The organism is Mesorhizobium muleiense (assembly GCF_900099905.1).
GTDB lineage: Bacteria > Pseudomonadota > Alphaproteobacteria > Rhizobiales > Rhizobiaceae > Mesorhizobium > Mesorhizobium muleiense.
Genome location: NZ_FNEE01000001.1, coordinates 631463 through 658305, shown reverse-complemented (window position 1 = coordinate 658305; position 26843 = coordinate 631463). Strand labels below are relative to the sequence as shown.

At 63.7% G+C, this 26843-nt stretch carries 27 protein-coding genes; 19 read left to right on the top strand and 8 right to left on the bottom strand.

Annotated features, from left to right (window positions below; translation table 11 throughout):
* Positions 1-205 precede the first annotated feature (205 nt).
* The 15 genes from BLT09_RS03060 (at position 206) to BLT09_RS02990 (ending at position 14821) form a co-directional block, all read left to right on the top strand.
* Positions 206-2131, top strand: a complete 1926-nt coding sequence (locus tag BLT09_RS03060; protein ID WP_091590537.1) for an LTA synthase family protein — start codon at positions 206-208, stop codon at positions 2129-2131.
* 298 nt (positions 2132-2429) lie between these two features.
* On the top strand, positions 2430-2921 hold the full coding sequence (gene rpsF / locus BLT09_RS03055; RefSeq protein ID WP_023800709.1) for a 30S ribosomal protein S6: 492 nt from the start codon (positions 2430-2432) through the stop codon (positions 2919-2921).
* Complete coding sequence (gene rpsR / locus BLT09_RS03050; RefSeq protein WP_006203718.1) at positions 2921-3169, top strand: 30S ribosomal protein S18; 249 nt, start codon at positions 2921-2923, stop codon at positions 3167-3169. Before rpsF ends, rpsR begins: the two co-directional genes overlap by 1 nt.
* A gap of 330 nt (positions 3170-3499) precedes the next feature.
* Positions 3500-4084 (top strand): 50S ribosomal protein L9, encoded by a 585-nt coding sequence (rplI, locus tag BLT09_RS03045; protein ID WP_091590536.1) that lies wholly within the window; start codon positions 3500-3502, stop codon positions 4082-4084.
* 277 nt (positions 4085-4361) lie between these two features.
* Positions 4362-5651, top strand: coding sequence for a cyclopropane fatty acid synthase (locus BLT09_RS03040; RefSeq protein WP_023800711.1), 1290 nt, complete (start codon positions 4362-4364; stop codon positions 5649-5651).
* Between the two features lie 84 nt (positions 5652-5735).
* Positions 5736-6059 carry a YnfA family protein gene (locus BLT09_RS03035; RefSeq protein ID WP_091590534.1) on the top strand — a complete coding sequence of 108 codons (324 nt, stop codon included), beginning with the start codon at positions 5736-5738 and terminating at the stop codon, positions 6057-6059.
* 3 nt (positions 6060-6062) lie between these two features.
* Positions 6063-7031 (top strand): small ribosomal subunit Rsm22 family protein, encoded by a 969-nt coding sequence (locus tag BLT09_RS03030; RefSeq protein ID WP_091590532.1) that lies wholly within the window; start codon positions 6063-6065, stop codon positions 7029-7031.
* 207 nt (positions 7032-7238) lie between these two features.
* Positions 7239-8729: a replicative DNA helicase gene (locus BLT09_RS03025; RefSeq protein WP_023800713.1), complete on the top strand. Its 1491-nt coding sequence runs from the start codon at positions 7239-7241 to the stop codon at positions 8727-8729.
* 2 nt (positions 8730-8731) lie between these two features.
* Complete coding sequence (locus BLT09_RS03020) at positions 8732-9244, top strand: hypothetical protein (protein WP_091590531.1); 513 nt, start codon at positions 8732-8734, stop codon at positions 9242-9244.
* 80 nt (positions 9245-9324) lie between these two features.
* The gene (radA, locus tag BLT09_RS03015) at positions 9325-10728 is read left to right on the top strand and encodes a DNA repair protein RadA (RefSeq protein WP_023800715.1); all 1404 of its coding nucleotides are present in this window, start codon (positions 9325-9327) and stop codon (positions 10726-10728) included.
* A gap of 27 nt (positions 10729-10755) precedes the next feature.
* On the top strand, positions 10756-11424 hold the full coding sequence (locus tag BLT09_RS03010) for a CvpA family protein (RefSeq protein ID WP_091590528.1): 669 nt from the start codon (positions 10756-10758) through the stop codon (positions 11422-11424).
* A gap of 78 nt (positions 11425-11502) precedes the next feature.
* On the top strand, positions 11503-12972 hold the full coding sequence (gene purF / locus BLT09_RS03005; protein ID WP_023800717.1) for an amidophosphoribosyltransferase: 1470 nt from the start codon (positions 11503-11505) through the stop codon (positions 12970-12972).
* A 58-nt stretch (positions 12973-13030) separates the two neighbouring features.
* Positions 13031-13783 carry an SDR family NAD(P)-dependent oxidoreductase gene (locus BLT09_RS03000; protein WP_031255525.1) on the top strand — a complete coding sequence of 251 codons (753 nt, stop codon included), beginning with the start codon at positions 13031-13033 and terminating at the stop codon, positions 13781-13783.
* 81 nt (positions 13784-13864) lie between these two features.
* On the top strand, positions 13865-14494 hold the full coding sequence (locus BLT09_RS02995; RefSeq protein WP_077381769.1) for a hypothetical protein: 630 nt from the start codon (positions 13865-13867) through the stop codon (positions 14492-14494).
* Between the two features lie 120 nt (positions 14495-14614).
* Entirely contained in the window at positions 14615-14821 is a 207-nt protein-coding gene (locus BLT09_RS02990; protein ID WP_091590527.1) for a hypothetical protein, read from the top strand.
* Positions 14822-14835: 14 nt separating this feature from the next.
* Here the strand turns inward: BLT09_RS02990 and BLT09_RS02985 are convergent, their stop codons facing one another.
* Together BLT09_RS02985 and BLT09_RS02980 are read right to left on the bottom strand one after the other, a co-directional pair.
* Entirely contained in the window at positions 14836-15342 is a 507-nt protein-coding gene (locus BLT09_RS02985; protein WP_091590526.1) for an OsmC family protein, read from the bottom strand.
* Positions 15343-15474: 132 nt separating this feature from the next.
* A complete protein-coding gene (locus BLT09_RS02980) occupies positions 15475-16509 on the bottom strand; it encodes a MerR family transcriptional regulator (protein ID WP_091590525.1) in 1035 nt (344 codons plus the stop codon).
* A gap of 255 nt (positions 16510-16764) precedes the next feature.
* On the opposite strand from BLT09_RS02980, the gene BLT09_RS02975 reads away from it, so the two are divergent.
* The gene (locus BLT09_RS02975) at positions 16765-17640 is read left to right on the top strand and encodes a DMT family transporter (RefSeq protein ID WP_167366307.1); all 876 of its coding nucleotides are present in this window, start codon (positions 16765-16767) and stop codon (positions 17638-17640) included.
* A 172-nt stretch (positions 17641-17812) separates the two neighbouring features.
* On the opposite strand, the gene BLT09_RS02970 is transcribed toward BLT09_RS02975, so the two are convergent.
* Positions 17813-18676 carry a LysR substrate-binding domain-containing protein gene (locus BLT09_RS02970; RefSeq protein WP_091590521.1) on the bottom strand — a complete coding sequence of 288 codons (864 nt, stop codon included), beginning with the start codon at positions 18674-18676 and terminating at the stop codon, positions 17813-17815.
* 113 nt (positions 18677-18789) lie between these two features.
* Here BLT09_RS02970 and BLT09_RS02965 point away from each other — a divergent pair, with 113 nt between their 5' ends.
* The gene (locus BLT09_RS02965; RefSeq protein WP_091590519.1) at positions 18790-19197 is read left to right on the top strand and encodes a tautomerase family protein; all 408 of its coding nucleotides are present in this window, start codon (positions 18790-18792) and stop codon (positions 19195-19197) included.
* A 91-nt stretch (positions 19198-19288) separates the two neighbouring features.
* On the opposite strand, the gene BLT09_RS02960 is transcribed toward BLT09_RS02965, so the two are convergent.
* Both BLT09_RS02960 and BLT09_RS35445 read right to left on the bottom strand, forming a co-directional pair.
* Positions 19289-20962 carry a tetratricopeptide repeat protein gene (locus BLT09_RS02960; protein ID WP_091590518.1) on the bottom strand — a complete coding sequence of 558 codons (1674 nt, stop codon included), beginning with the start codon at positions 20960-20962 and terminating at the stop codon, positions 19289-19291.
* A gap of 230 nt (positions 20963-21192) precedes the next feature.
* Complete coding sequence (locus tag BLT09_RS35445; protein WP_268931368.1) at positions 21193-21315, bottom strand: hypothetical protein; 123 nt, start codon at positions 21313-21315, stop codon at positions 21193-21195.
* Positions 21316-21399: 84 nt separating this feature from the next.
* On the opposite strand from BLT09_RS35445, the gene BLT09_RS02955 reads away from it, so the two are divergent.
* Positions 21400-23622 carry an AMP-binding protein gene (locus BLT09_RS02955; protein WP_091590517.1) on the top strand — a complete coding sequence of 741 codons (2223 nt, stop codon included), beginning with the start codon at positions 21400-21402 and terminating at the stop codon, positions 23620-23622.
* 132 nt (positions 23623-23754) lie between these two features.
* Here the strand turns inward: BLT09_RS02955 and BLT09_RS02950 are convergent, their stop codons facing one another.
* The 3 genes from BLT09_RS02950 to BLT09_RS02940 all read right to left on the bottom strand — a co-directional run bounded on the left by BLT09_RS02950 (position 23755) and on the right by BLT09_RS02940 (position 25723).
* Positions 23755-24018, bottom strand: a complete 264-nt coding sequence (locus BLT09_RS02950; protein ID WP_091590516.1) for a hypothetical protein — start codon at positions 24016-24018, stop codon at positions 23755-23757.
* Between the two features lie 187 nt (positions 24019-24205).
* Positions 24206-25021 (bottom strand): CDP-alcohol phosphatidyltransferase family protein, encoded by an 816-nt coding sequence (locus BLT09_RS02945; RefSeq protein WP_023800727.1) that lies wholly within the window; start codon positions 25019-25021, stop codon positions 24206-24208.
* Positions 25022-25024: 3 nt separating this feature from the next.
* Positions 25025-25723 (bottom strand): phosphatidylserine decarboxylase, encoded by a 699-nt coding sequence (locus BLT09_RS02940; protein WP_091590513.1) that lies wholly within the window; start codon positions 25721-25723, stop codon positions 25025-25027.
* A 244-nt stretch (positions 25724-25967) separates the two neighbouring features.
* On the opposite strand from BLT09_RS02940, the gene BLT09_RS02935 reads away from it, so the two are divergent.
* Positions 25968-26840, top strand: a complete 873-nt coding sequence (locus BLT09_RS02935; RefSeq protein ID WP_167366306.1) for an SMP-30/gluconolactonase/LRE family protein — start codon at positions 25968-25970, stop codon at positions 26838-26840.
* Positions 26841-26843 lie beyond the last annotated feature (3 nt).

The window sequence follows — 26843 nt, the reverse complement described above, 5'->3', positions numbered from 1 at the left end:
CCGCTAGCAGCCCGACCCGGGCCGCTCCGGCTCGGTATCGCTGGCCGAGTACCTGTTCCAAAAGGCTTTTTTTCGATCACTCATGATGAAAATCGCTCACGATTCGTTTGCTGGCTCTTCTTATTTCAGCCACAGACGCTAGCTTTTCGTGACATATCGATGACAGCTCAATGACACTTTTGTGTATGGTCGGGGGAATTGTAAGGTGGCAAGGATCAAGAAAGGCGTTGGCAAATCCGCGCCGCAGTTTCTGGAAGGCGATCCGGCCACCGGCTATCTGCCGGGCCGGAAATGGCCTGTTATCCGCTATGGCCTCGTCAGCCTTCTGGTCGCCACCATCCTGGTTTTTGCCATCGAACTGATCGTGCGCGGCGACTTTGCCGGCACCGTCGGCTTCTTCCTGCAGCCCTTCAAGCCCGGCTGGACCACCATCATCATCTTCGCGCTGATCCTGATCGGCCTCGATGCCGTGCTCGGCCGCAGCCACCAGAGCCTGATGATCGTCGCGCCGCTGACGCTGGCGCTGGCCTTTGTCGGCCACCAGAAATCGCTCTATCTCGGCGATCCGCTCTATCCGACCGATTTCCTCTATTCACGTCAGATCGTGGCGCTGATGCCGCTGCTGGTGCGCGAACGTCCGGGAACCGCCATCGCTCTGGCGGTCGGCATCGTCGGCAGCCTCTCGCTGCTCGTTTATGGCTGGCGGCTGTGGCGCCGCCGCGTACCGGCGCTCGGTCGCAAGGGGCGCCTGGCCCGGCTGACGCTGACCGTGCCGCTGCTCGCCTTCTTCGTGTCGATCATGGATTACGCGACGTTCTCGTGGACCCGCGACCGGCTGCAAATCATCCCGATCATGTGGGACCAGAAGGAAAATTACGCCTCCAACGGCTTCGCACTGGCCTTCGCCCTCAACGTGCCGATGGCCCATGTTCCCGCGCCTGCCGGCTACTCCGACAAGGCGATCGCGGCGATCGAAAGATCTGGCGTGAAGGCATCGGTGCCGGCCGAGAAGCCAGACATCATCATCGTCATGAGCGAATCCTTCTGGGATCCGACCGAACTGCCCGGCGTCACCATCACGCCCGATCCGATTCCCAATGTGCGGGCGCTGCGCTCCGGCCACGTGTTCTCGCCCGAATTCGGCGGCATGACCGCCAATGTCGAGTTCGAGGCGCTGACCGGCTTTTCCAACGCCTTCCTGCCGGCCGGCAGCATCCCCTACCAGCAATATGTCCGCGCGCCGGTGCCGTCGATGGCGACGTTCCTGAAGAGCCAGGGCTATGAGACGCGCGCCATCCATCCGGGCACAAGCTGGTTCTGGAACCGAACGCCGGTCTATGCCGATTTCGGCTTCGATGACTTCAAGTCCGAAGAAAACATGCCATATCTCGAAAAGCGCGGGCCGCTGACGTCGGACGCGGCGATGACCGACGAGATCATCCGCGAAGCCGACGCCACGGACGATCCGTTCTTCTACTTCGCCGTCAGCCTGCAAAACCACGGACCCTATGAACCGAATCGCTATTACAACCCGACCCACAAGGTGCAGGCTCCGACCAGCCAGTGGGCAAAGGATTCGCTGCTGAGCTTCACGGAAGGCGCATCCGACGCCGACAAGAGCCTCGAGCGCCTCATCGAATGGGCGAAGAACCGGCGGCGACCGACGGTCATCGCCTTCTTCGGCGACCATCTGCCGCCGCTCGGTCCGGTCTATGTCGAGACCGGCTTCCTTAGGGATAACGTCGCGCCACGCAAGGAGCCGCCCGACCAGATGCTGCTGCATCACCGAACACCGCTGATCGTATGGTCCAACCGCACCGGTCCGGTCGCGGACATGGGCACTGTCAGTCCAGCCTTTCTGCCCTACCATGTCCTGACCACGGCCGGGATCAGCCACCCCTATTACACCGGCTTCCTCGGCCAGATGCACAAGCGCTACAGCGTCGTCGACCGCAATTTGTTATTGACGCCGACGGGCGAGGACACGCCCGACTGGGCGCGCAAGAAGCAAATCGACCCGGCGATTCGCGATTTCCGTCTGCTGCAATACGATATGATGTTCGGCAAGCGCCGTGCAGCGCCCGATTTCTTCCCGGAGACGGTGAACAAGCGGGTCCCGCATACAAGCTGAAGATGCGCGACATGTCGTCCTGAGCGCGGCGGTTTTTCGGCTCGCCCTTGTCTTGCGGCCAAATTCCTGTATAGACGCCCGCAATCTGCCGGTCCTTGCTGGGGGCTGAACGGAGGGCCGGAGGTTTTTCGAAACCTTCGTGTGGAGCCAGAAGCGCTTCCGCCTCCCGTGTCTCCGCTCTCGACCGTCTCGTCATGCTCCTTTCTTCCCCGCCCCGCCAGGGATCGCCGGGTCAGAGAAGTTGCAGAGGCTTTTGCCGCCGGGACCGGGAGAGAAACGAAGAAAGGCAAAGAACAATATGGCTCTTTACGAACATGTGTTTCTTGCCCGGCAGGACCTCTCGCAGCAGCAGGTCGATGCGCTTGTCGAACAGTACAAGAGCGTCATCTCCGCGAATGGCGGGTCCGTCGGCCGGGTCGAGAACTGGGGACTGAAGTCCCTCACCTACCGGGTCAACAAGAACCGGAAGGCATACTATACGCTGATGGACATCACCTGCCCGCCGGCCGCGCTCAACGAGATGGAGCGCCAGATGGGCCTGTCCGAGGATGTGCTGCGTTTCCTCACCATCAAGGTCGATGCGCATGAGGAAGGCCCGTCGGCAATGATGCAGAAGCGCGAAGAGCGCTCGGAACGCGGCGGCTTCGGCGATCGTGACCGTGGCCCGCGCTCGTTCGGCGACCGCGATCGCGGCGACCGTGGCGATCGCCCGCCGCGCAGCTTCGGTGGCGATGGTGCAGACCGTGGCCCGCGCCGTCCGCGCGAAGCTGTTGAAGGGGGAGCAGAATAATGGTCGACATCAACCAGATCCCGACCCGGCGCCCATTTCACCGCCGCCGCAAGACTTGCCCGTTCTCCGGCGCCAACGCGCCCAAGATCGACTACAAGGACGTACGTCTTCTGCAGCGCTATATTTCCGAGCGCGGCAAGATCGTGCCGTCGCGCATCACCGCCGTCAGCCAGAAGAAGCAGCGCGAACTCGCCAAGGCGATCAAGCGCGCCCGCTTCCTCGGCCTGCTGCCCTACGTGGTTCGCTAACACTGATCAGGTGACCATGATCTTATCCGAAAACCGGTTTCCACTTTTCGAGATCATGGACAACACTGACTAGTAGACCATGATCTTTTCCGAAAACCGGTTTCCACTTTTCGGGATCATGGTCTAGCCAGCGGGCGGTTCGCCGCCCGCTTTCCCACGGCGACGGGCGCCGCAGGGTTGCCATCAAATCCCGGGTTGAGGTGAAGACCTCTAACTGCCGCGACAGGCAGGACAGCGACATCGGCGGCGACGCCCTCAGCTTCCTGACCTGTTCCAGACAATTCGGCGTCGATGCCAGTGATTTGGCGCCCCAAACGAAGGAACAAAACCATGGAAGTCATTCTTCTCGAACGCGTTTCCCGCCTCGGCCAGATGGGCGATACCGTCAAGGTCAAGGATGGATTCGCCCGCAACTTCCTGCTGCCGCAAGGCAAGGCGCTGCGCGCCAACGAAGCCAACAAGAAGAAATTCGAAGGCCAGCGCGCCCAGCTCGAAGCCCGCAACCTCGAGCGCAAGTCCGAGGCCATGCAGATTTCGGAGAAGCTGGACGGCAAGAGCTTCATCGCCGTGCGTTCGGCCGGCGAAACCGGCCAGCTCTACGGCTCGGTGTCGACCCGCGACATCGCCGAGTTGCTGACGGCGGAAGGTTTCTCGGTCAACCGCAACCAGATCCTGCTCAACCAGCCGATCAAGACCATCGGCCTGACCAATGTGGCGATCGCCCTGCATCCGGAAGTCGAGGTCACCATCACGCTCAACATCGCCCGCACGGCCGACGAAGCCGAGCGTCAGGCCAAGGGCGAGATGCTGACCACAGCCGAAGCCATCTATGGCGACGACATCAATGACAATGCGCGCCCGGACAACTTCTTCGATCCCAATGCCGAGTTCGAAGGCGGCGAAGACAACGGCTGATTGCACGTCATAAGGCGTCAGAGCGGCGCCTTAAAACGTTTCGTCGGCTTCCAGTCATTTCTGGACCAACGCCCGGGCGCCTCGCCCGGGCTTTTTTGTGCCAAACGGAACTTTTCGACCCCCTATATCTTGATGCAGACTATAGCGCCGCGCGTCGTTTGGACGCGCAAAGGACGCTGCAGGACTTTGGTTCGGCGCATGATCCTTTCCGAAATCGATTTCGATTGTCGGGTCATGCGCCGAGACAGCGTGTCTGACCGAGAGGGGACATTTGTTCATGAATATTCTGCTGAAACGCATTCTCGACCGCCTGGTGCGCACCGGCAATCTCAAGGTCACCGGACCGAAAGGCCTCTCGGTGACTTTCGGTGACGGCAGCGGCGATCTGGTACACATGCACATCAAGACCACGCATGCCGAACGCGCCATCAGCTTCGATCCGATGCTGGCGGTGCCGGAAGCCTATATGGACGGTGAGCTCGACATACTCGAGGGCGGCGTGCTGGGGGTGATGCGCATCGCCTTCCAGAACATGGACAGCGGCGGCATCGATGCCACCTGGTCGAAGGCGATAGAAGGCCTGCGTCACGCCTTCCGCCGCCTGCAGCAGATCAACACGGCGGCGCGCGCGCGCCGCAACGTGCAGCGCCATTATGATCTGTCAGGCGACCTCTACAGACTCTTCCTCGACGAGGACATGCAGTATTCCTGCGCCTATTTCGAGCAGCCGGACATGACGCTCGACGAGGCGCAGGCAGCCAAGAAGCGCCACATTGCCGCCAAGCTCAGGTTGAAGGCCGGCCAGACGGTGCTCGACATCGGCTCCGGCTGGGGTGGGCTCGGTCTCTATCTCGCCAAGTCCTTCGACGTCGACGTGCAAGGCGTGACGTTGTCGACCGAGCAGCATGGCGTCGCCACCGACCGCGCCCATGCGCAAGGCCTAGAAAACCGCGTGCATTTCGAAGTGAGGGATTACCGCGAGCTCAACGAGCGCTTCGACCGCGTCGTCTCGGTCGGCATGTTCGAGCATGTCGGCGTCAACCACTACCGCACCTTCTTCGACAAATCGGCGACGCTCTTGAAGCCGGACGGCGTCATGCTGCTGCACACGATCGGCCGCTCCGGCGCGCCGTGGGCAACCAGCGCCTTCATCCGCAAATACATTTTCCCGGGCGGCTACGTCCCCTCGCTCTCGGAAGTGATGCCGGCGATCGAAAAGTCGGGCCTCATCGTCACCGACATCGAAGTCCTGCGGCTACATTATGCCGAGACGCTGAGACATTGGAGCCAGCGCTTTGCCGCCAACCGCGACAAGGCCAAGGCGATCTATGACGAACGTTTTTGCCGCATGTGGGAGTTCTATCTGGCAGCCTCGGAAGCCGCTTTCCGCTGGCAGGATCTGGTGGTCTTCCAAATCCAGATCGCCAAGAAGAACGACACGCTGCCGATGTCTCGTGACTATATGGCCAAATGCGAGAAGGCGTTGCAGCTGCGCGACATGGGGCATCGTCCAAAAGCCCCTGCCGCCAAGCCCGCCCGGCGCCGCAAGGTGGCGGATATGGAATAGACCGCCGGCGATCACGCCATTGCCGCTTGCCATTGGCGGCCCACACGCTGAAAAAGGTCTCGCCGTCGCCGCGAGACTTTTTTCATGACCTATCTCATCTACATCGTTGCTGCCCTTGCCGAGATCGCCGGCTGCTTTTCGATCTGGGCGTGGTGGCGGCTGGAAAAGTCGCCGCTGTGGCTGGCGCCAGGCCTGGTCTCGCTCGCTTTGTTCGGCTTCCTGCTGGCGCTGGTAGACATCAGTGCTGCGGGCCGCGCCTATGCCGCCTATGGCGGCATCTACATCGCCGCCTCGCTCGGATGGCTGTGGCTGGTGGAAGGCGTGCGCCCCGACCGCTGGGACCTTGCCGGTTCCGCGCTCTGCATCGTTGGCGCCTCGGTGATCCTGCTCGCACCTCGGGGTGCCTGAGCTATGGAACTGCCTATCCCGCTTCGACAGGGCGTCGAGCGTCTCCTCGAAAAAGTGCCGCTGCCGACGCTGAAGCTAGCGGCAAAAACGCTGTCGGACCGCTATCGCGCCGAACTGCGCGACGGCCGCCTGCATATGGCCGAGGAGATCGCGGTCAAAGCCTATCTGGCGACGCGGCTGCCGGCGACCTATGCCGCTGTCCGTGCCAGTCTCGATGCGCTCAGCGAGGCAAGGCCCGATCATGCACCCAAAACCCTGCTCGACGTCGGCGCCGGCCCCGGGACCGTGCTTTGGGCTGCGCTCGATCTCTGGCCCGACCTCGAGCAGGCGGTGCTGATCGAGGCGAGCGCCGCGGTGCGCCGGGTCGGCGCGGCGCTTGCCGCTGAGGCGATGACGGCCAGGGTCGCCTGGCTGGCCGGCGATGTCAGCCTCGATCTCGCCGATCTCAAGCCGGCCGAGCTGGTCACCTGCGCCTATGTGCTGGACGAGATCGTACCAGCGTCGCTGCCAACACTCATCGACCGGCTCTGGCACCTGACCAACGACACGCTGCTGGTCGTCGAGCCGGGCACGCCGGCCGGATGGCAGCGCATTCTTGCCGTGCGCCGACAGCTGATCGAGGCGGGTGCGCACGTGCTTGCGCCTTGCCCGCATAAGTCACCCTGCCCGCTCGCGCCGCCCGACTGGTGCCATTTTTCGCGCCGTGTCGCGCGTTCGCGCCTGCACCGGCTGGCCAAGGACGCCGACGTGCCATGGGAGGACGAGAAATTCATCTATGTCGCTGCCTCCCGCCACTCTGCTGCCCCGCCGCAGGCGCGTGTGATCGCACCGCCGAAATCAGGCTCGGGCAAGGTTCTGCTGAAACTTTGCGAGAAGGACGGCAGCGCCGACGAGAAACTGTTCACCAAGCGCGACGGCGATGTGTTCAAGGCCGCGCGGCGACTCGACTGGGGCGACGCACTGCCGGAGTGATTGGCAGCTATTTTCCTGTTTTGTTCTCGCCCGAGAACGGCTAGGCTCGCCATCTTGATTCGAGTCAATCAAGATTCTTTCCACCGAAAAAACTTGGCTGTGAATCGCGGGCACCGAAGCTGATTGAATGAAGACTGATGCAGATAAGTCATCACCGACCTATCCCGTTACTGATATCGAGAGACCGGCATCGAAATCGGGGACGTAATGGCAGAGGCAGCACGAAAATTCGGCGTGGCGGAAACACCGCTCTATCGCGAGGCACCGAACAACATCGAAGCCGAGCAGGCGCTGCTCGGCGCCATCCTCGTCAACAACGACGCCTTCTACCGCGTGTCGGATTTCCTGAAATCCGGCCATTTTTACGAGCCGCTGCACAGAAAGATCTTTGAGGTCGCCGCCGAGCTCATTCGTATGGGCAAGATAGCGACGCCGATCACGCTGAAGACCTTTCTGCCGGCCGACGAGAGGGTCGGCGACATGACGGTTGCGCAATATGTGGTACGGCTGGCCGTCGAGGCGGTCACCGTCGTCAATGCCGCCGACTACGGCCGCGCCATCTATGATCTCGCCACGCGACGCGCCCTGATCACCGTCGGCGAAGACATGGTCAACATCGCCTACGACGCGCCGGTCGACATGTCGCCATCCGAGCAGATCGAGGATGCCGAGCGGCGCCTGTTCGAGCTGGCCGAGACCGGCCGCTACGATGGCGGCTTCGAGAGCTTCACCGACGCGGTCAAGACCGCCGTCGACATGGCCAACGCCGCCTATATGCGCGACGGGCACCTGTCGGGCGTGGCCACGGGCCTGCGCGATCTCGACCGCCGCATGGGCGGCCTGCAGCCGTCCGATCTGATCATCATCGCCGGCCGGCCGGGCATGGGCAAGACCTCGCTTGCCACCAACATGGCCTTCAACATCGCCGAAGCCTATGTGCCGGCGCAACAGGCCGACGGTTCGTTCAAGGCGGCAAATGGCGGCGTCGTCGGCTTCTTCTCGCTCGAAATGTCGTCGGAACAGCTCGCCACCCGCATCATTTCCGAACAGACCGAAATCCCGTCGTCGAAAATCCGCCGCGGCGAGATCAGCGAAATGGATTTCGAAAAGCTGGTCGCCTGTTCGCAGACCATGCAGAAGATCCCGCTGTTCATCGACCAGACCGGCGGCATCTCGATCGCCCAGCTGTCGGCGCGGGCGCGGCGGCTGAAGCGCCAGCGCGGCCTCGACGTCATCGTCATCGACTATATCCAGCTGATGCAAGGGTCGAGCGCCAAATCCTCGCAGAACCGCGTGCAGGAGATCACCGAGATCACCACCGGCCTGAAGGCGCTGGCCAAGGAGCTTGCCGTGCCGATCATTGCGCTGTCGCAGCTGTCGCGTCAGGTCGAAAGCCGCGACGACAAGCGCCCGCAGCTCTCGGATCTGCGCGAATCGGGTTCGATCGAGCAGGACGCCGACGTGGTGATGTTCGTCTACCGCGAGGAATATTATCTGAAGAACCGCGAGCCGAAGCCGGGCACCGACGAATACATCAAATGGGAACACGAGATGAACGAGATGCGCGGCAAGGCCGAGGTCATCGTCGCCAAGCAACGCCATGGACCGACCGGCTCGGTCAGCCTCGCCTTCCAGGGCGAGTTCACCCGCTTCTCCGACCTCGCCGAGGAGCATCATATTGCGGAGAGGTTTGAGTAAGCATGGGTAAGCGTTTCAGGTTTTCTGTCCGCCTGACTCTCGTGCTCGTCAGCGCGGCTGTCCTGCCTGACGTCGCTTCAGCTTGTTCAATGCCTGCAAACTGGACGCCACAACGAGCATTTGCTGAGGCGGCCCTGGTGTTCCGAGGCTTGGTGACAGCCACAGAGCTTAGTCCGACGAAGCTTGGAATTGTCGCAGCCGATGAGGGTGATGGTCGGATACTGGTTAACGTTCGCTACGAGGCAATGGAGGTGTTCAAGGGCAACCCGGAACCGAATGGTGTGATCTCCACGACCACTCTGATCATGGGAGGATGCGGCGTGCCTGTTCTGGCTGGGCAAAATTTCTTGTTTTACGTCGACGCGATTGATGAGGAGGCGCGAAAAACGCAGCCTGAGTTTGCAGGCCAAACTCAAGGCATGATCTCCATTTACGACACCCAGATTCTGTCGCCCAATCCGCAGTTGCTCGATGAGTCGCTTGCCGAAGTACGCGCTCTCGCCAAGAAACACTGAATTGTATCCGCGCTCGCCAAATCCCGGCCGAAAATGCGGACGTTCTCGATCCGCCTCCCTTCTAAGGTATGCGAGATTTCATGGCTAAATCGCGCGTCCAGTTCATCTGCCAGAATTGCGGTTCGGTGCATCAGCGCTGGGCTGGCAAATGCGATGCCTGCGGCGAGTGGAACACGCTGGTCGAGGAAGGCACGTCCGGCGGCATCGGCTCGGGCCCGGCCAATACCCGCAATGCGCGCAAGGGCCGCGCCGTCGTGCTCACGACTTTGTCCGGCGACATCGAGGACGCGCCACGCATCGTTTCCGGCATCGGCGAGCTCGACCGCGCCACCGGCGGCGGTTTCGTGCGCGGCTCGGCCCTGCTGGTCGGCGGCGATCCCGGCATCGGCAAGTCGACGCTGTTGACCCAGGCGGCCGCAGCACTGGCGTCCAAGGGCCACCGCATCGTCTACGTCTCGGGCGAAGAGGCGGTCGCCCAGATCCGGCTGCGTGCGCAGCGGCTCGGCGTCGCCGATACTCCAGTGGAGCTTGCCGCCGAAACCAATGTCGAGGACATCCTCGCCACCATCGCCGACGGCAAGCGGCCGGACCTGGTGATCCTCGATTCGATCCAGACCTTGTGGACCGACATGGCCGATTCGGCACCCGGCACCGTCACCCAGGTGCGTGCCGCCGCCCAGGCGATGATCCGCTATGCCAAATCCACAGGGGCGGCGATTGTGCTTGTCGGCCACGTCACCAAGGAAGGCCAGATCGCCGGGCCGCGCGTCGTCGAGCATATGGTCGACGCGGTGCTTTATTTCGAGGGCGAAGGCGGCCACCACTACCGCATCCTGCGCACGGTCAAGAACCGCTTCGGACCGACCGACGAGATCGGCGTGTTCGAAATGTCTGATATGGGCCTGCGCGAGGTCGCCAATCCATCCGAGCTTTTTCTCGGCGAACGCCATGCGAAAGCGCCGGGCGCCGCGGTTTTCGCCGGCATGGAAGGTACCAGGCCGGTGCTGGTCGAGATCCAGGCGCTGGTGGCGCCGTCGTCGCTGGGCACGCCGCGCCGCGCCGTCGTCGGCTGGGACGGCGCCCGGCTGTCGATGATCCTTGCCGTCCTTGAAGCCCATTGCGGAGTCCGCTTCGGCACGCATGACGTCTATCTCAACGTCGCCGGCGGCTACCGTATCTCGGAGCCGGCCGCCGATCTGGCGGTGGCGGCCGCACTGGTTTCCTCGCTCACCGGTCTTGCCCTTCCCGCCGATTGCGTCTATTTCGGCGAAATCAGCCTTTCGGGCGCCGTGAGGCCGGTTGCGCACGCGCAGCAGCGCCTGAAGGAAGCCGAAAAGCTGGGTTTTGGAAGCGCGGTTCTGCCCTTGGGCAGCGAGGAACTTGCCGGGGGGATAGGGGCCGGCGCTTTCCAGCCCACCGAGCTTGCCGATCTGGTGGCGCGCATAGCCGGCTCACGGCGCAGCCGCGCCGACGAGCAAGAATGACGCGGCTCATGAAGTGGGGCAAAAGACATGCCGATTACGCTGCTTGACGGAATTCTCGTCGGCTTCACCTTGGTCTCGGCGATGCTCGCCATGGTTCGCGGCTTTTCGCGCGAGGTCCTATCCGTCATCTCCTGGATAGCGGCGGCCGCGGCAGCGTTCTTCTTCTATCAACCGGTCCTGCCTTACGTTCAGCCCTATGTCGACAATGAGAAGATTGCCATGGTGGTGGCCGCCGGCATAGTCTTCATCGTCGCGCTGATCGTCGTCTCCATCATCACCATGAAGCTCGCCGACTGGATCATCGATTCCAGGGTCGGCGCGCTCGACCGCACGCTTGGTTTCCTCTATGGCGCGGCGCGCGGCATCCTGGTCGTCGCGGTGGCCCTGCTGTTCTTCAACTGGCTGGCCGGCCCCAAGGCTCCGGGCTGGGTCGCCGATGCCAAGTCGCGGCCGCTGCTCGAATCGATCGGCGCCAAGCTCGAAAGCCTGCTGCCCGAGGATCCGGAAAACGCGATCCTCAACAGGCTCAATCCGAATCAGACGGCACCCGAGACCGGCGCCGAGACACCTCCGGCAGCGGATGCACCCGCGGCGGACGCACCGGCAACTGGCGACGATGCTCCGGCGCCCGACGGCAGCGAAACCGACGCGCCACCGGCCGACAATGCACCGGCCAATCCGGCGCCGGCAAACTGACGATCATGTGAAGGCCGCAAACTCTACGTTGCTCTCGAGCCGTCATCACACTATATAGCGAGTTTAGCGGAGCTGAAGATGGCAGACGCAGACGACGTGCTTTCCGCCGAGGCTGACGATCATTTCCATGACGAATGCGGCGTGTTCGGTATTTTTGGCCGGCAGGACGCTGCGGCTATCGTCACGCTTGGCCTGCATGCGTTGCAGCACCGCGGCCAGGAAGCGGCCGGTATCGTTTCCTATGACGGCACCCAGTTCCATGTCGAACATCATGTCGGCCTGATCGGCGATACGTTCACCAAACAGCGCGTCATCGACAGCCTCCAAGGCAACCGCGCCATCGGCCACACACGCTACGCCACCACCGGCGGCGCCGGCCAGCGCAACATCCAGCCGTTTTTCGCCGAGCTCGCCGATGGCGGCTTCGCCGTCGCCCACAACGGCAACCTCACCAACGCCATGACGGTGCAGCGCGCGCTTCAGAAACAGGGCGCGATCTTCTCGTCGACCTCCGACACCGAGACACTGCTGCATCTGGTCGCCACCAGCAGGGAACGCGATCTCAACTCGCGCTTCATCGATGCGGTGCGCCAGGTCGAAGGTGCCTTCTCGTTGGTGGCGATGACGTCAAAGAAGATGATCGGCTGCCGCGATCCGCTCGGCATCCGGCCGCTGGTGCTCGGCGATCTCGACGGCGCCTGGATCCTGGCTTCCGAAACCTGCGCGCTCGACATCATCGGCGCGCGTTTCGTGCGCGACCTGAAGCCCGGCGAGATGGTCGTCGTCACCGCCAAGGGCATAGAGAGCCTGTTTCCGTTCGAGCCGCAGAAGACCCGCTTCTGCATCTTCGAATATGTTTATTTCGCGCGTCCGGATTCGTCGGTCGAGGGCCGCAACGTCTACGAGGTGCGCAAGCGCATCGGCGCCGAGCTGGCGCTCGAAAGCCCGGTCGAGGCCGACATCGTCGTGCCGGTGCCGGACAGCGGCACTCCGGCGGCGATCGGCTTTTCGCAAGCCGCGGGCATCCCGTTCGAGCTCGGCATTATCCGCAATCACTATGTCGGCCGCACCTTCATCCAGCCCGGCGATTCGATCCGCCACATGGGCGTCAAGCTCAAGCATAACGCCAACCGCCGCATGATCGAAGGCAAGCGCGTGGTGCTGGTCGACGATTCGATCGTGCGCGGCACCACCAGCCAGAAGATCGTGCAGATGGTGCGCGATGCCGGCGCCAAGGAAGTGCACATGCGCATCGCCTCGCCGCCGACGCGCGCTTCCTGTTTCTACGGCGTCGATACGCCGGAGAAGTCGAAGCTGCTGGCGTCGCGCATGTCGGTGGAAGAGATGGCCGAGTTCATCCGCGTCGATTCGCTCGGTTTCCTGTCGATCGACGGGCTCTACCGCGCCGTCGGCGAGGCCGGCCGCGACAATGAGCAGCCGCAATTCTGCGACGCCTGCTTCACCGGGCAATATCCGACCCGGCTTGCCGATTTCGAAGGTTCGGACAATGTGCGCACGCTGTCGCTGCTGGCGGCGGGCGGGGCGTAGGATTGCCGGAACACCAATTGCCTTCCCGAGTTTCACGCCTACTCACGGAGGCCCTCGCATGATCCCCACCCCTGGCCTCGACCTGTCCGGCCGCGTCGCGGTCGTCACCGGCGCCTCGCGCGGCATCGGCTACTTCATCGCCCTGGAACTTGCCGCCGCCGGAGCGCACGTCATCGCGGTTGCCCGCACCGTCGGCGGACTGGAGGAACTCGACGACCAGATCAAGGCAACGGGCGGACAGGCGACGCTGGTGCCGCTCGACCTCGCCGACATGGCCGGCATCGACCGGCTGGGCGGCGCCATCCATGAGCGATGGGGCAAGCTCGATATCCTGGTCGCCAATGCGGCGGTGCTCGGCGTCATCTCCCCGATCGGCCATGTCGAGGCCAAGACTTTCGAGAAAGTTATGACCATCAACGTTACCTCGACATGGCGGCTGATCCGCTCGGTCGACCCGTTGCTCAGGCTCTCCGACGCAGGCCGTGCCATCGTGCTTTCCTCCAATGCCGCCCATTCGGCGCGGGCCTTCTGGGCGCCCTACGCGGCGTCGAAGGCGGCAGTCGAGACCATGATGCGTTCCTGGGCGCATGAGACGGAAAACCTGGCCCTCAGGGTCAATGCCGCCGATCCCGGCGCCACCCGCACCGCCATGCGTGCGCAGGCGGTGCCCGGCGAGGATCCGGAGACGCTGCCGCATCCCCAGGAGATCGCCAAACGCATCGTGCCGCTGGCCAGCCCGGCGCTTACGGAAACCGGGCTGATCTTCCAGGCCAAGCACAACCGCTTTGTTGCCTACCGGCAGCCGGAGTAGACGCATCGCGCATTTCGACGGAAGAATTGCGCCGCCGCCGACGTTATTGGAATGCCAGATTTTCCGAAACGGAGGACCACCATGCGCAGACTGCTTCTCGTCACCGCCGCTGCATCGCTGGCAGCCATCGGCGTCGCATCCTCGCAGGACGCGACGATGAGCTTCTTCGTCACCAGCGTCGGCTCGGGCAAGGGCGCCGATCTCGGCGGCCTCGCGGGCGCCGATGCGCATTGCGCCTCGCTGGCTGAAGCCGCGGGCGTTGCGGGCAAGACATGGCGCGCCTACCTCTCGACCAGCGACACCGATGCGCGCGATCGCATTGGCACGGGACCGTGGTTCAACGCCAAGGGCGTCAAGATCGCCGACGATGTCGCTTCGCTGCATAGCGATGCCAACGCCATCACCAAGCAGACGGCGCTCAACGAAAAGGGCGAAGTGGTCAACGGCCGCGGCGACAAGCCCAACCGCCACGACGTGCTGACCGGGTCCAAGCCCGACGGCACGAAAATTGCCGACCAGACCTGCGGCGACTGGACGCTCAGCGGAGCGGAAGGTGCGGCAATGACGGGCCATCACGACCGCACCGGTCTCGACGATTCGGCCGCCGCCAAATCGTGGAATTCCTCGCACGCTTCACGCGGCGGCTGCAGTCAGGAGGCACTGAGGAGCACCGGCGGCGACGGCCTGTTCTACTGCTTTGCCGTAAACTGAGCCGGCCCAACAAATGCAGGACATCACGCGGCTGTGGCGACCCACCGCGCCCGGCCGAGCTTTCGTCGGTTGCCCAGAATTGATAGGATCGCCCGACTCCCACAACAAACGAGGAATCCCATGGCGGCTCCGAGCGTAGCGCTGGTCTGGTATCTGGTGATTGCCGGCCCGCAAGGCGGCATGGTGGTGCTGCCCAGCACGTTCGACACTCGCGAACAGTGCGCCTTCGCCGTCACCGAATATCAGAAGCAGCCAACGCCGGCCGGCTGGTCGGTGCAGTGCGTGCCGAGCGCCTCGCCGTTCGCCGACGAGGGCGAAAGCGAGTAGCCGGCGGCGCGCGTTCAGCGCTGAGCGCTGACCGTCAGTTCCGGCCTCGTATTGATGGTCTGAAACACCACGCAATAGCGTTCGGTCAGCTTGAGCAGTGTGTCGACGCGCTCTTGTGGCTCGTCGCTGTCGAGGTTGAAATTCAGCCGGATGGCGCGGAAGCCGACCGGCGCATCTTTTGCCACGCCTAAGGTGCCGCGAAAATCGAGATCGCCTTCGGCCTCCACGGTGGCGGCGCCGAGTTTGAACTCCAGCGCCGTCGCCACTGCCTTCAGCGTTACGCCAGCGCAAGCGACCAGCGCCTCCAGCAGCATGTCGCCCGAGCACAGTTCGAGCCCGGAACCGCCGGTAGCCGGATGCAGACCGGCAACGGCGAGCGCCCTGCCGGTCTCGACCTTACAGGCGATCGACTGGTCGTCGACCGAGCCCTTGGCCCGAAGCGTGATCAGCGCGCGCGATGCGTCGTCGCGATACGCCTCCTTGAGCGGCGCCTGCGTGGCGTTCAGTCCGGTCGCGTCCATGTCAAACCCTTTTCGGCAGTCAGCTTTAGCGCTCGTCAGGATACTCGAATAGAACCGGCCTCGATTTCACGACATTTGGATCGGACTGACAAGCTGTCCAGACATTGCCGCGTCGTTAGACCTGGTGCCCTTTCATGCGACCCGGGGCCGCCACGCGATGACGCCATCCGTCCGCGCCCGCACCTCGGGTGAGGCCAGGCAGGTGGCGACGGCCTCGTAGCCGGGAGTGCCGGGGTACCGGGCGACGTACGTTGGCGGGCTGTGATTGGCGGGGCAGAGGATGATCGCTTCGTCGGTGCCGACAGCCGCCAGGTCGAGTATCGCGCAGGAGCGCGTGAGCAGAAAAAGCGGTCGACCGCCGGGGCCGCGGCGACGCAAATGGGCAATCAGGGCTTCTTGCGAGGCTTGATCCAGCCCCTGTTCGATCATGTCGACGACCAGGATGGCCGGACCTTCGGCTTCCAATCCGACGAGTAGAGCGATCATTGCGTCGGACACCGCGGCACCGTCCTCGACGAGCCAGGCCAGCGTCTGATCGACCCGCGACCTGAGAGCTGGGTCGGCGTCCACACGAGCCAGAGCCGCCGCACAGCCATTCGCCAGTCGATCCAAGCCAAGGAAGGCGGCGTCAGGCAATGTCTCGGCCAGGCGCTGAGCCAGCCGGGTCTTGCCACTGCCCAGCGGGCCGATGATGTAGTTCAGCGGTCGGATCTGTCCCAGTTCGAACCGCTCGCCTCCCCAAGGCCAGGGAAGGTCGAAAGCGACGCTGAGCGTAGCCTCTGGCGCCAGCAGGCGCGCCAGTTCCCCGGCGCTTGGCGCTTCGCCTCGAGCGAGGTCGTCCCGCAGGCTACCGATCTTCTCTATTACGCCGACAAGCTGGCGCAGCCGGCTCTCGAGTACTGCCTGGTGTGCGGCCAAGGCCGGCTCCATGCCCCGGGAGTCACCCTCCATCACCCGCGCCACCTGGGCTAGGCTGAAGCCAAGCGCGCGCAGGGCCGCGATCTCGGCGGCGCGGCTCATTTCGACAGGACCGTAGGCGCGCCATCCGGCCGCAGTGCGGATCGGAGCGATCAGGCCGCGCTGCTCATAAAGCCGCAGGGCCTTGGCCGACACCCCGAGCCGGCCGGCGGCTTCGGAAGCGTTCAGGAACTGGGCGGAAGAGTTCATGAATCACCTTGTTGCTGTTGACCGCCTTTCTATCGGGGCTGACCCTGAGGCCGAGTCAACAGGGATGTTCGCGGTCCGCAGGAGCCGTGGGAGAGGCAAGATCACTTCGTGTCGAGCTGACACATCGGCTTTGATGAGATGAATCGACTTGCAAAAGGGCATTTCCGCAGCGGCTGCAGGATACGGCAACCCCTGCTGACAGTATGGTGTCAGGACAGGGCAGCATAGTCTGGTGACATGACCGGATTCCCAACCATGCCTGACACCGCCGCCGAGCGCACCCTTGGCATCATCCTGGTTTCGGCGTCGGCAGCCGTCTTCGGCCTCACCGGCGTGCTAACCAAGTCGATCCATGCCGATCCGCTGACCATCACCTGCTGGCGGGGCTTCGTTGGGTCGATCCTGATCACCCTCTATGTGCTTTGGCGGCGCCGTCAATCCGGTGGGCGTGAAAGCCTGCGCCTCGGCTGGCGCGGCTGGCTGTTGGCGAGCGAGGGCGCGCTAGCCAGCATCGCCTTCATCTCGGCGTTCAAGTTCACCTTCGTCGCCAATGTTGCGATCATCTACGCCACTGCGCCCTTCGTCACCGCGCTGCTTGCCTTCATTCTGGTTCGTGAGCGCTTCCGGCTGCAGACGCTTGCCGCCGCCGCCGTGTCGCTCAGCGGCGTGGCGATCATGGTCTGGTCCGGCTTCGGCACCGGCCATCTGTTCGGCGACGGGCTGGCGCTGCTGATGACAATCGGCAGCGCGCTCTACATGATCATGGTGCGCGCTTTCCGCGACACGCCGGTGGTGTGGGCCGGGGCGGTGTCGGCATTCCTTTTGTTCGTGCTCGGTTGGTTCGTCACCGATCCATTGGCCGTCTCGGCCAGGGACGCAGTGTTGCTCGTCGCCTTCGGCACGTCGTTCGCGCTGGCCTCTATTCTGTGGACGGAGGGCGCGCGGCTCATTCCGGCTGCCGAATCCGGCCTGCTGGGCTCGGCTGAAGTACCGTTCGCGATCCTGTTCGCCTTCCTGTTCCTGGCCGAGGTCCCGCCAGCCGCCAGCATGATCGGCGGCGCCATCGTGCTCTGCGCGGTGTTCGCCCATGGCGGGCGCGACTGGCAAGCGGCCAGGCAGCGCTCTGCGTGAGAAAAATTTTGCCCCCGAAAATAAAACTGCGGGTGCAAATAAATTAGCAGGATCATGGAACCATCAACAGGTTCAGGCATTGTTGGCTTTGACGGGTCATCCAAGTCCCCCCAAACCCCTCGGCCCGTCTAACCTATAGCCGATCGCAAGGTCGGCTTTTTCTTTTGCAAAATCAGCTCGGCGCGCCTGGCAAGGCAAGGCTGCCGCTGAACAGCGCAGCCAGATCCTGGGCCGGGGGCTCGGCATCCTGGCGCAGCCGGATGGCGAACTCGGCGATGGGAACCTGCGGCAGGCCAAACTCGCGCGGTGCCTCGACGATGCCGGAATGGGCAAACCGCGCCGTCCGCAGCGTCAGAGCAATGCCGGCATTCACCGCCGTGCGCAGCCCGGCCAGGCTGGCACTGCCGGCGGCGATGCGGTAGCGGCGGCCTGCCCTGTCGAGTGCCGCGATCGCCGCTTCGCGAAAGCCGCAATGCGGATCGAGCAGCGCCAGCGGCAGTTCGTCCTGGTGTGTGGCCAAGCCTCTTTGCGAACAGAGCCACATCATCGGTTCGCGGAGCACGCCGATCTCGTCCGGCGCCGGAGCCTGTCGCATGGCGACCATCAGATCGAGGATGCCGGTTTGCAGTACCTCGGCCAATTCGGCGGAGCGGCCGACGCGCAGTTCGATCCTGACGCGCGGATAGCTCGCGGCAAAGGCCCTGAGCAAATCCGGCAGCCCGCTGTCGGCGAAATCTTGTGTCGAGCCGATGGCCACGCGTCCATCGGCTCGCACGCCCTTTAGGGCCAGCCACGCTTCGCGATGCACAGCAAGGATGCGCCGCGCATGACCGGCCAGATCTTCGCCCGCCGGCGTCAGGACGCGCCCTCTTCCCTGCGGCGCCAGAAGTGGTTCGCCGACAATATCCTCAAGCCGCTGCATCTGCGTGGTCACCGCCGACGCCGAGCGCCCGACAAATGACGCCGCCTGCGCCAGCGAGCCGCGGTCGACGAAGGCGAGAAAGGTTTTGAGGAGGTCGGGGTCGAGCATTGTCATAATTCGACAGTATCAAAGTTTTCCCTGAAAACAATTCGATTTTCATAATGCAGGAGCGATGGCAAAGATTTCTGACGGCGAGGAGACGCCGCGTAAACCCGAGGAGAGAAATTATGCCGATCATCAATGTCAGCGTCACAGGCAAGCCCGATGCCGCTTTGTCCGCCGCTATCGCCAGGCAGGTGACCGAACTGACCGCCACGCATTTGCGCAAGGATGCGACGATCACAGCGGTGGCCATTTCCTACCATGACCCCGAGCACTGGTTCGCCGGCGGCAAGTCGTTGGCCGAGCATGACGCCAACAGTTTCTGGCTCGACATCAAGGTGGTTGACGGCACCAACACCAAGCTCGAGCTGGAGGCCTATCTCAAGGCGCTCTTCCTTGGCTTTGGCAGCCTGCTGGGCAAGGTGCATGAGGAGAGCTATGCCTTCGTGCATGAAGTCCCGGCCGCCGCCTATGGCTATGGTGGCAAGACGCAGGAATTCCGCTTCATCAGCGGGAGGCTGAAAGCGGCGTGAAGGACGCCCCTGGGGTTCCCTTGCGGGGAGAGATAGGGCGCAGGCATTCGTCTCACGGCTGAAACGGGCAACACCCGCAACGGCGCGTTGATCATGACGCGCAGCACTCGTCGCCGAGACGGCAAAAGCACGACGCGCGAATCTCGACGTCGGCCCGCGACATCGCCAGATCGAGGCGAGGCTGAATGGCGTCGGCCTCTTCGTGCTGGCCAAGCCGATGCAGGGCTTCGACATAGCCGTGCAGGCCCCAGACGTTGTCGGGGTGCCGCGAGATCCGTCTGTAGCCACGATCCATTCCCAGATCCGCCTCATAGACCTGCGCCGCTTCTCGGGCGTGCCCCTGCTCGAGGAGTAAGGCCCCAAGGGCGTGCCGTGTCGGCTGCATCCAGCCCCAAGGCTCGTCATAGGGAAGGCCGTCGTCCCGCGCCACTGCGGCGCGGAGATGCGCGAAGGCCGCTTCGTGATCGTCCTTCCGATACGCGATCTCGCCTCGAAGCATCTCCGCGGCGACCGCCAGAATGTCGACGTAGCGGTAATTGAAGAACATGCGCGCTTCCGGAACGCGGGCAAACGCCTCCTCGAAGCGGCGCTGCTCCGCTTCGGCCGCGGCTGTTTGTCCGAGCGCGGCATGGGCAATGCCCTTAGCATAGTGCCAGACCGTCGTGGTCGCCCGGTAGAGATCTGGATCCTCGGGAAGCGGTTCGTCCAGAATCTCCTGCCATTTGCCGAACCGCACCAGCACGTGCGCTTTCATGGGCAAATAGCCTTCCAGCCAGTCGGCTATCGGCGGCGTTGCCTGTCGCAGCAGCGCTTCCGGGACGGTGGCAAGCATTTCGTTGGCTGCGTCCAGGGCGGGACGGAACTGGCCGAGGAACATCGCCGCATAGAGCTTGAAATGATAGTCGTGACATCGCGAGAGGGTATAGAAGTTGAAGGGACCCTCCCGCTCCAGATACTTGCGGTCGGCTTCGATTGCCCGCTCGTTGGCGACTAGCGCTGAGTGATAGTCACCGCAGAGAATATCGATGTGCGAGGGCATGTGCCGCAAATGGCCGGCGTCCGGCACGAGATCGCGAAGGGTATCGGCCGGGCGCAGTGCCCGTTCGGGATGCGGCGACATCTCCATGGCGTGAATGTAGAGATGGATGAGGCCGGGGTGCGCGACCTCGCGCTCATCCGATAGGCGCAGGCTCTGTTCCAGCACCGCCACGACTTCGACTGTATCGGCGCCCTCAGCGGGTTCGCCGCTCTCGAGGTCCCACAACTGCCAGGGTGTGCGGTCCATCAATGCCTCAGCGAAGAGCGCGGCGACGTCGGCATCGTCCGGAAACGCTGCGTAGACTTTCCGCATTGCCCCCGCATAGGCGTCGCTCCAGGTGCGCAGGTCTTCGTTATCCGCCACGTGATCCGACTGGTAGCGACGCTCCAACCCCCGGATCAGCGCCTTCTCCACCGCCCCCGCACCATTGGCGAGCGCCAGCGCTTCCTCCGTCGCGCGACGCGCCTCGACCAGCGTCTGCTTAAGGTCCTCCTCGTTGAAGTCGGCCCACGGCTTGTTGTAATAGGGACCGAGGGCATAGGCGACGCCCCAATGGGCCATGGCGCAGCCGGGATCACATTCGGCCGCTTTGCGGAAACACTTGACCGCCTCTTCGTGGTTGAATCCATAACGCCAGATGAGGCCGCGATCGAACCAGACCTGAGCCTCGGACGAGCTTGTCGTCACCGGCCGGCTATATCGACCGAGGTTATAATAGTCGTGCATCGCACCCCCCAACAGACAAATAGCGGCAGGGTATGCCCCCCTCCCGGGCGATAGCCTGCGGTTGTAGCGTTAGGCGAGGAACGCTTCCTCCCTGCAGAGGTTCCGGTCGACCGAACAGGGCCTTCTCTAAGACAAGATCTGCACCATCTGACCGTCTCACGGAGCATCCAACATAGTCTACGAACCGGACACCCATTCGCAAATGTAGGCGTGGTGCCGAATGCGGTGGGCTATTCGAGCAGCATCTGCATTTGCGCCGAATACGGCAAGACGCCGAAACTGACGAAGATTGTGGCGACGCCCATCGAGGAGTATCGGGCACGGCGGGCGGCGAGAAGAAAGAACCTCCGCATTGACGTTGAGCCCACTTCGTCTAGGTTCTCATCGAAGCGGTCGCGAAGAGCCGCGAGGTCAAAATCTGTTGGGAGAGACGCGGCATGATCCTGACACTGGCGCTGCTTGCGGGTCTCGTCGCGGCCTGGCTGCTGATCGGCGTAGTGGAAAAATTCCGCCTCGGCCTGCGCTTCACGCAGGCGCTGCTCTATGTGCTGTTCAAGCTCGCCTACCGGATTGCCGATGATCGTATCAAGATCGCCCGCAGAACAGCCGCCCCGGTCATTTACGTCATTTCGCACCAGTCGCGCCTCGAACCGGCGCTGATGCTGTCACTGCTGCCGGAAGACACGCTGCACATCCTCGACGAGGTCTCGGCGCGATCGCCCTGGCTCGAACCATGGCGCGAGCTTGGCCGCACTATCGCTTTCAACGCTGAGCATGTCTTCGTCAGCCGCCGGCTGGTGCGGGTGCTGAAGGGCAAGGGCCGCCTTGCCGTTTATCTGCCGGATGCGGTCGAGCCTGATATCAAGACATTTCGCCTGTTTCGCGCCGTCACCCGCATCGCCATACAGGCCGACGCCCGAATCGTGCCGATCTTCGTTGCCGGCGCGCGCACGCTGCCGGTATCGCTGACGCCGGCGGACAAGGCGCCGCGGCGCTGGTTTCCAAGCCTGTCGATCAGCGTGCTGGAGCCGATGACCATCGCCGAGTTGGTAGCGCGAAACCCTGATCAGTCTTCGAACACCAATGCGCTGTTCGACCGTTTCGCCGAAGCCCGGCTTTTCGGCAGCGATCTTGACCGCGGCCTGTTCCTCGCCATACGCGACGCCGCCGACCGTGTCGGCGCCTCGCATCCCATCGTCGAAGACGTGGTGAGCGGCACGCTGGATTACAGAAAGCTGTTCATCGGCGCGCGGGTGCTGGGCCGCCGCTTCGAGGCGGTGACGGCGCCGAATGAAGCGGTTGGAGTGCTGCTGCCCAACGCCAACGGTGTCGTGCTGTCACTCGTTGGCCTGTTGTCGGCGGGCCGGGTGGCGGCGATGATCAACTACACCGCAGGCCCGGCCAGCGTCACCGCCGCCGTGCGCACGGCGGAAATCCGCACCGTGGTCTCGTCGCGCGCCTTTGTCGACAAGGCCAGCCTCGCTGACATCGTCGCGGCGGTAGAGGAAGGCGGCGCCAGGCTGTTGTGGCTGGAGGATGTGCGGGCCAGCGTAACCGTACTGGACAAGCTCGCCGCCGCCTTGCTGTGGCGCTGGCCGCTGCAGCCGCAGAATGCGGCCAAACCAGCGGTGATCCTGTTCACCTCAGGCTCGGAAGGCACGCCGAAGGCGGTGGTCCTGTCGCACAGAAATCTTCTCGCCAACGCCATGCAGGCTGAGGCCCGCATCACCATCTCGCCGGCCGACATCCTGCTCAACGTGCTGCCGGTGTTCCACTCATTCGGGCTCACCGGCGGCACCATCCTGCCGCTGGTCACCGGCGTGAAACTGTTCCTCTACCCCTCGCCGCTGCACTACAAGCTGATCCCCGAGATCGCCCGCAAGGCAAGGCCGACGGTCATGTTCGGCACCGACACGTTCCTCGCCAACTATGCGCGCACCGCCAAGGACGGCGATTTCTCCAGCCTGCGCTTCATCGTCGCCGGCGCCGAGGCGGTGAAACCGGAGACGCGCCGCGTCTACCGGGAGCGCTTCCAGGCCGAGATCATCGAGGGTTTCGGGCTGACCGAGGCAGCGCCCGTCGTTGCCGTCAACACCGCCATCCACGGCCGCGACGGCACGGTCGGGCGACTGTTGCCGGGCATGCGCATGAAGCTCGAGCCGGTCGAGGGCATCAGCGGCGCCGGACGGTTATTGCTCAAGGGGCCGAATTTGATGATGGGCTACATGACCTCAGATCGGCCCGGGGAATTGCAGCCGCTCGACGGCTGGCACGATACCGGCGACATTGTTTCTGTCGACCGCGAGGGCTTCATTACCATTCGCGGCCGGGCCAAGCGCTTCGCCAAGATCGCCGGCGAGATGGTGTCGCTGGGCGCGGTCGAGATGCTGGTGCAGTCGCTGTGGCCGGAAGAGCACCACGCTGTGGTGGCGGTGCCGGACAAGCGCCGCGGCGAGCGTATCGTGCTGGTCACCACCGCCGATGACGCCGACCCCGATGAATTGCGCAAATTCGGCAGACAAGCCGGCGCCGCCGATCTGATGGTGCCGAACGACATCGTCAAGGTCGAGGAAATCCCGGTGCTGGGCTCTGGCAAGACCGACTACGTCTCGACCCGCAAACTGGCGATTGACCGACTGGGGCTCAGCGCGGCGGCCTAGCGCCTAAAGCGCGTCGCGTCTGGAGGGATTTATGCGACGCGCTTTAAGTTCTTGCTTGAATGCATCTCGTTGTCCCAAAATCGCTGCGCACCTTCGGGTCAGGCCCGAGGGCATGCTTTTGGGCGACATGCATTAGAGGACCACCACCGACAACAGCAGGATGAACCCGACCGCCATCATCAGCAGGCCCGGCCAGTTCTGCGACAGGCCGAGGAAACCGAGGCCGCGCCGCCGCGGCTCAAGTGTCGGGCCTGGCGTTGCAAGATTTGGCGTCGAGCGATCCGGCGCCGCGCGAGCAGGCGCCGGATCGCTGAGCCGCCCACGCCAAAGGGCTGCGCCGGCCATATACACAATGCCAGCGACAATGAGCAACGCGCCAATGAGGACGACAGCCATTTCTCCTCACTCTTCTTTAAGCTCCTGCGCCTGGGACAGCAGCTTCAAGGACTGATAGCGAGGCGTTCGCGACGTCGCTCGCCTCGCTCGCTGAGACAGAACGGTCAAGACGCCGGCAGGTTCCCGCTAGAGCGGGAAGCGTCCGACTTGAACTAGTTGAACTATCAGCGAATTGGCGACAGATCTGTCAGCCGAAGTCCGAAGGCGGCACCTTCTCGCCTTCGCGCTTGGCGCGCCTGGAATAGGCGCGGATGCTGAGCGGCAGGAAGAGCAGATAGCCGGCAACCGACGCCGTCAGCGTGTACCAGGGATAGGTCATCAACAGCAGGATGTAGAGGACGACACCGAGGATGATCGGCAGCACCTTGTCGCCCGGGACTTTCAGGCTTTTTCCGGAATAGACCGGCAGCCGGCTGACCAGCAGGAAGGCTATCAGAACGGTGAAACCGGCGGCGATGAAGGCGGCAGGGCGGGACGGCTCCACACCAAGCCGCAGGAAGTACAGGTAAAGCGGCAGCATCACCAGCACGGCGCCCGCCGGCGCCGGCACGCCGACGAAATACTCGGTCTGCCACTGCGGGCGATCAGTTTCTTCGTCGAGCACGTTGTAGCGAGCGAGTCTCAGCCCGCAGGCGATGGTGAACAGCAGCGCGGCAATCCAGCCCGGCGAGCCGGCCTGGTCGAGCAGGAAGGCATAGAGCACCAGCGCGGGTGCTACGCCGAAATTGACGATGTCGGCCAGCGAATCCATCTGCGCGCCGAATTTGGACGTCGCCTTCAGCATGCGTGCCAGACGGCCGTCGATGCCGTCGAGGAAGGCGGCCAGTAGCACCATCACCACTGCCGGCTCGAAACGGCCTTCGAAGCCGAAGCGGATGCCCGAGAGGCCGGCGCAGATGGCGAGCACTGTGACAAGATTGGGCAGCACCATGCGCATCGGAATTTCACGGATGCGCGGGCCGCCGCTGCCATGCGCCTCGAATTTTTTGAACGGCGCGCCCACGGCTCAGGACACCCGCACGAGCGGCGTTGCGGCAACGCCGCCGAATTCGGCCAGTATGGTTTCACCGCCGACTGCAGTCTGGCCGACGGCGACACGCGGCGTTGCGGTCGACGGCAGGAACACATCGACGCGCGAGCCGAAGCGGATCAGCCCGAAGCGCTCGCCGATGCCGATCGTGCCGCCGGTCTCGGCCCAGCAGACGATGCGCCGCGCCACCAGGCCGGCGATCTGCACCGCGGCCACCGTGCCGTTCGGGCTGTCGATGACCAGGCCATTGCGCTCGTTGTCGGCACTCGCCTTGTCAAGTGCGGCGTTGAGGAACTGGCCGGGCCGATGCTCTATCCTTGTGATGCGGCCGCGCACCGGAGCCCGGTTCACGTGGCAGGAGAAGACGTCCATGAACACCGAGATGCGGATCATCTCGCCGCCCCCGAGGCCAAGTTCGCGCGGTGGCACTGCCGGACCGACCGCCGTGATGATGCCGTCGGCCGGGCTCACCACCAGCCGGTCATCGACCGGCGTGACGCGCTCGGGATCGCGGAAGAAATAGACGCACCAGGCCGTCAGGATGAGGCAGACCCAGAACAGGATCGAAGAGAAATAGCCGAGGAAAAGCGTCACCGCTGCGAAGGCGGCGATAAACGGATAGCCTTCGCGATGGATCGGAACCAACGTTTTCTTGATCGTGTCGACGAGGTCCATGGAATGGAAACAGCCTAGTTTCAGGTCCGGCCTCAATAGCGGAAACACCCTGTGGCCGCAACGCGACAATGAGGGAACGCCGGATCCGGCGTTCTCGTCCGCATTAGCCGATCGCGGGCGTTGGAAGGGGTCCAATGAGCCTGTCCAAAAAAGCATGACTGGTGTCGGGGCGAACCGGCCTCATGCGTCCTTGGAGATACGGGCCTTGTCAAAGCGCCCGCCGAACGAAAGCTGGAGGCAACAAATGCTGTCACGGAAATCAGCAGCAAAGGAAGCCCGGGTCGTGATGAACGGTCTGGCGTTCGGCGAATCGCCGCGCTGGCATGATGGCAGGCTTTGGATCTGCAACTGGGGAACCGGCCAGATCATCGCCGTCGATTCCGACGGCAACAGTGAGGTCATGCTCACCGTGCCGGCCACCCTGCCCTATTCGGTCGACTGGCTGCCGGACGGTCGCCTGGTCGTCGTCTGCGGGCGTGAGGGCTTGGTGCTGCGGCAGGAAGCAGACGGGACGCTGGTCACCCACGCCGATCTGCGACACCTCTCACGGAACGCCTGGAACGAGATCGTCGTCGACGGGCGCGGCAACATCTACGTCAATGGCGGTGGGCCAGCGCCGGTTCCCGGCCAGCATTTCGGCCCCGGCACCATCGTGCTGATTGCACCGGACGGGTCGGTGCGGCAGGTGGCGGACAAGATCGCCTTCGCCAATGGGATGACGGTGTCGTCTGACAACAAGACGTTGATCGTCGCCGAGTCCCACGCCAACAGGCTGACCGCCTTCGACATCGCCGCCGATGGCGGCCTTGCCAACCGGCGGCGATGGGCCGACCTCGGCAACGGCTTTCCCGACGGCATCTGCCTCGATGCCGAAGGCGCCATCTGGTATGCCGACGTCCCCAACCGGCACTGCGTGCGGGTGCGCGAGGGCGGGGCGATGCTCGACAGCGTCGATGCCGAGCGCGGCTGCTTTGCCTGCATGCTCGGCGGCGCCGACGGCAAGACGCTGTTCATCGTCGCCGCCGAATGGCGCGGCTTCGAGCACATGATCAGCGATGCGCGCACCGGCCAGGTGCTCAGCATCGAAGCTTCCGCGCCGGGCGCTGGCTGGCCGTAGGGG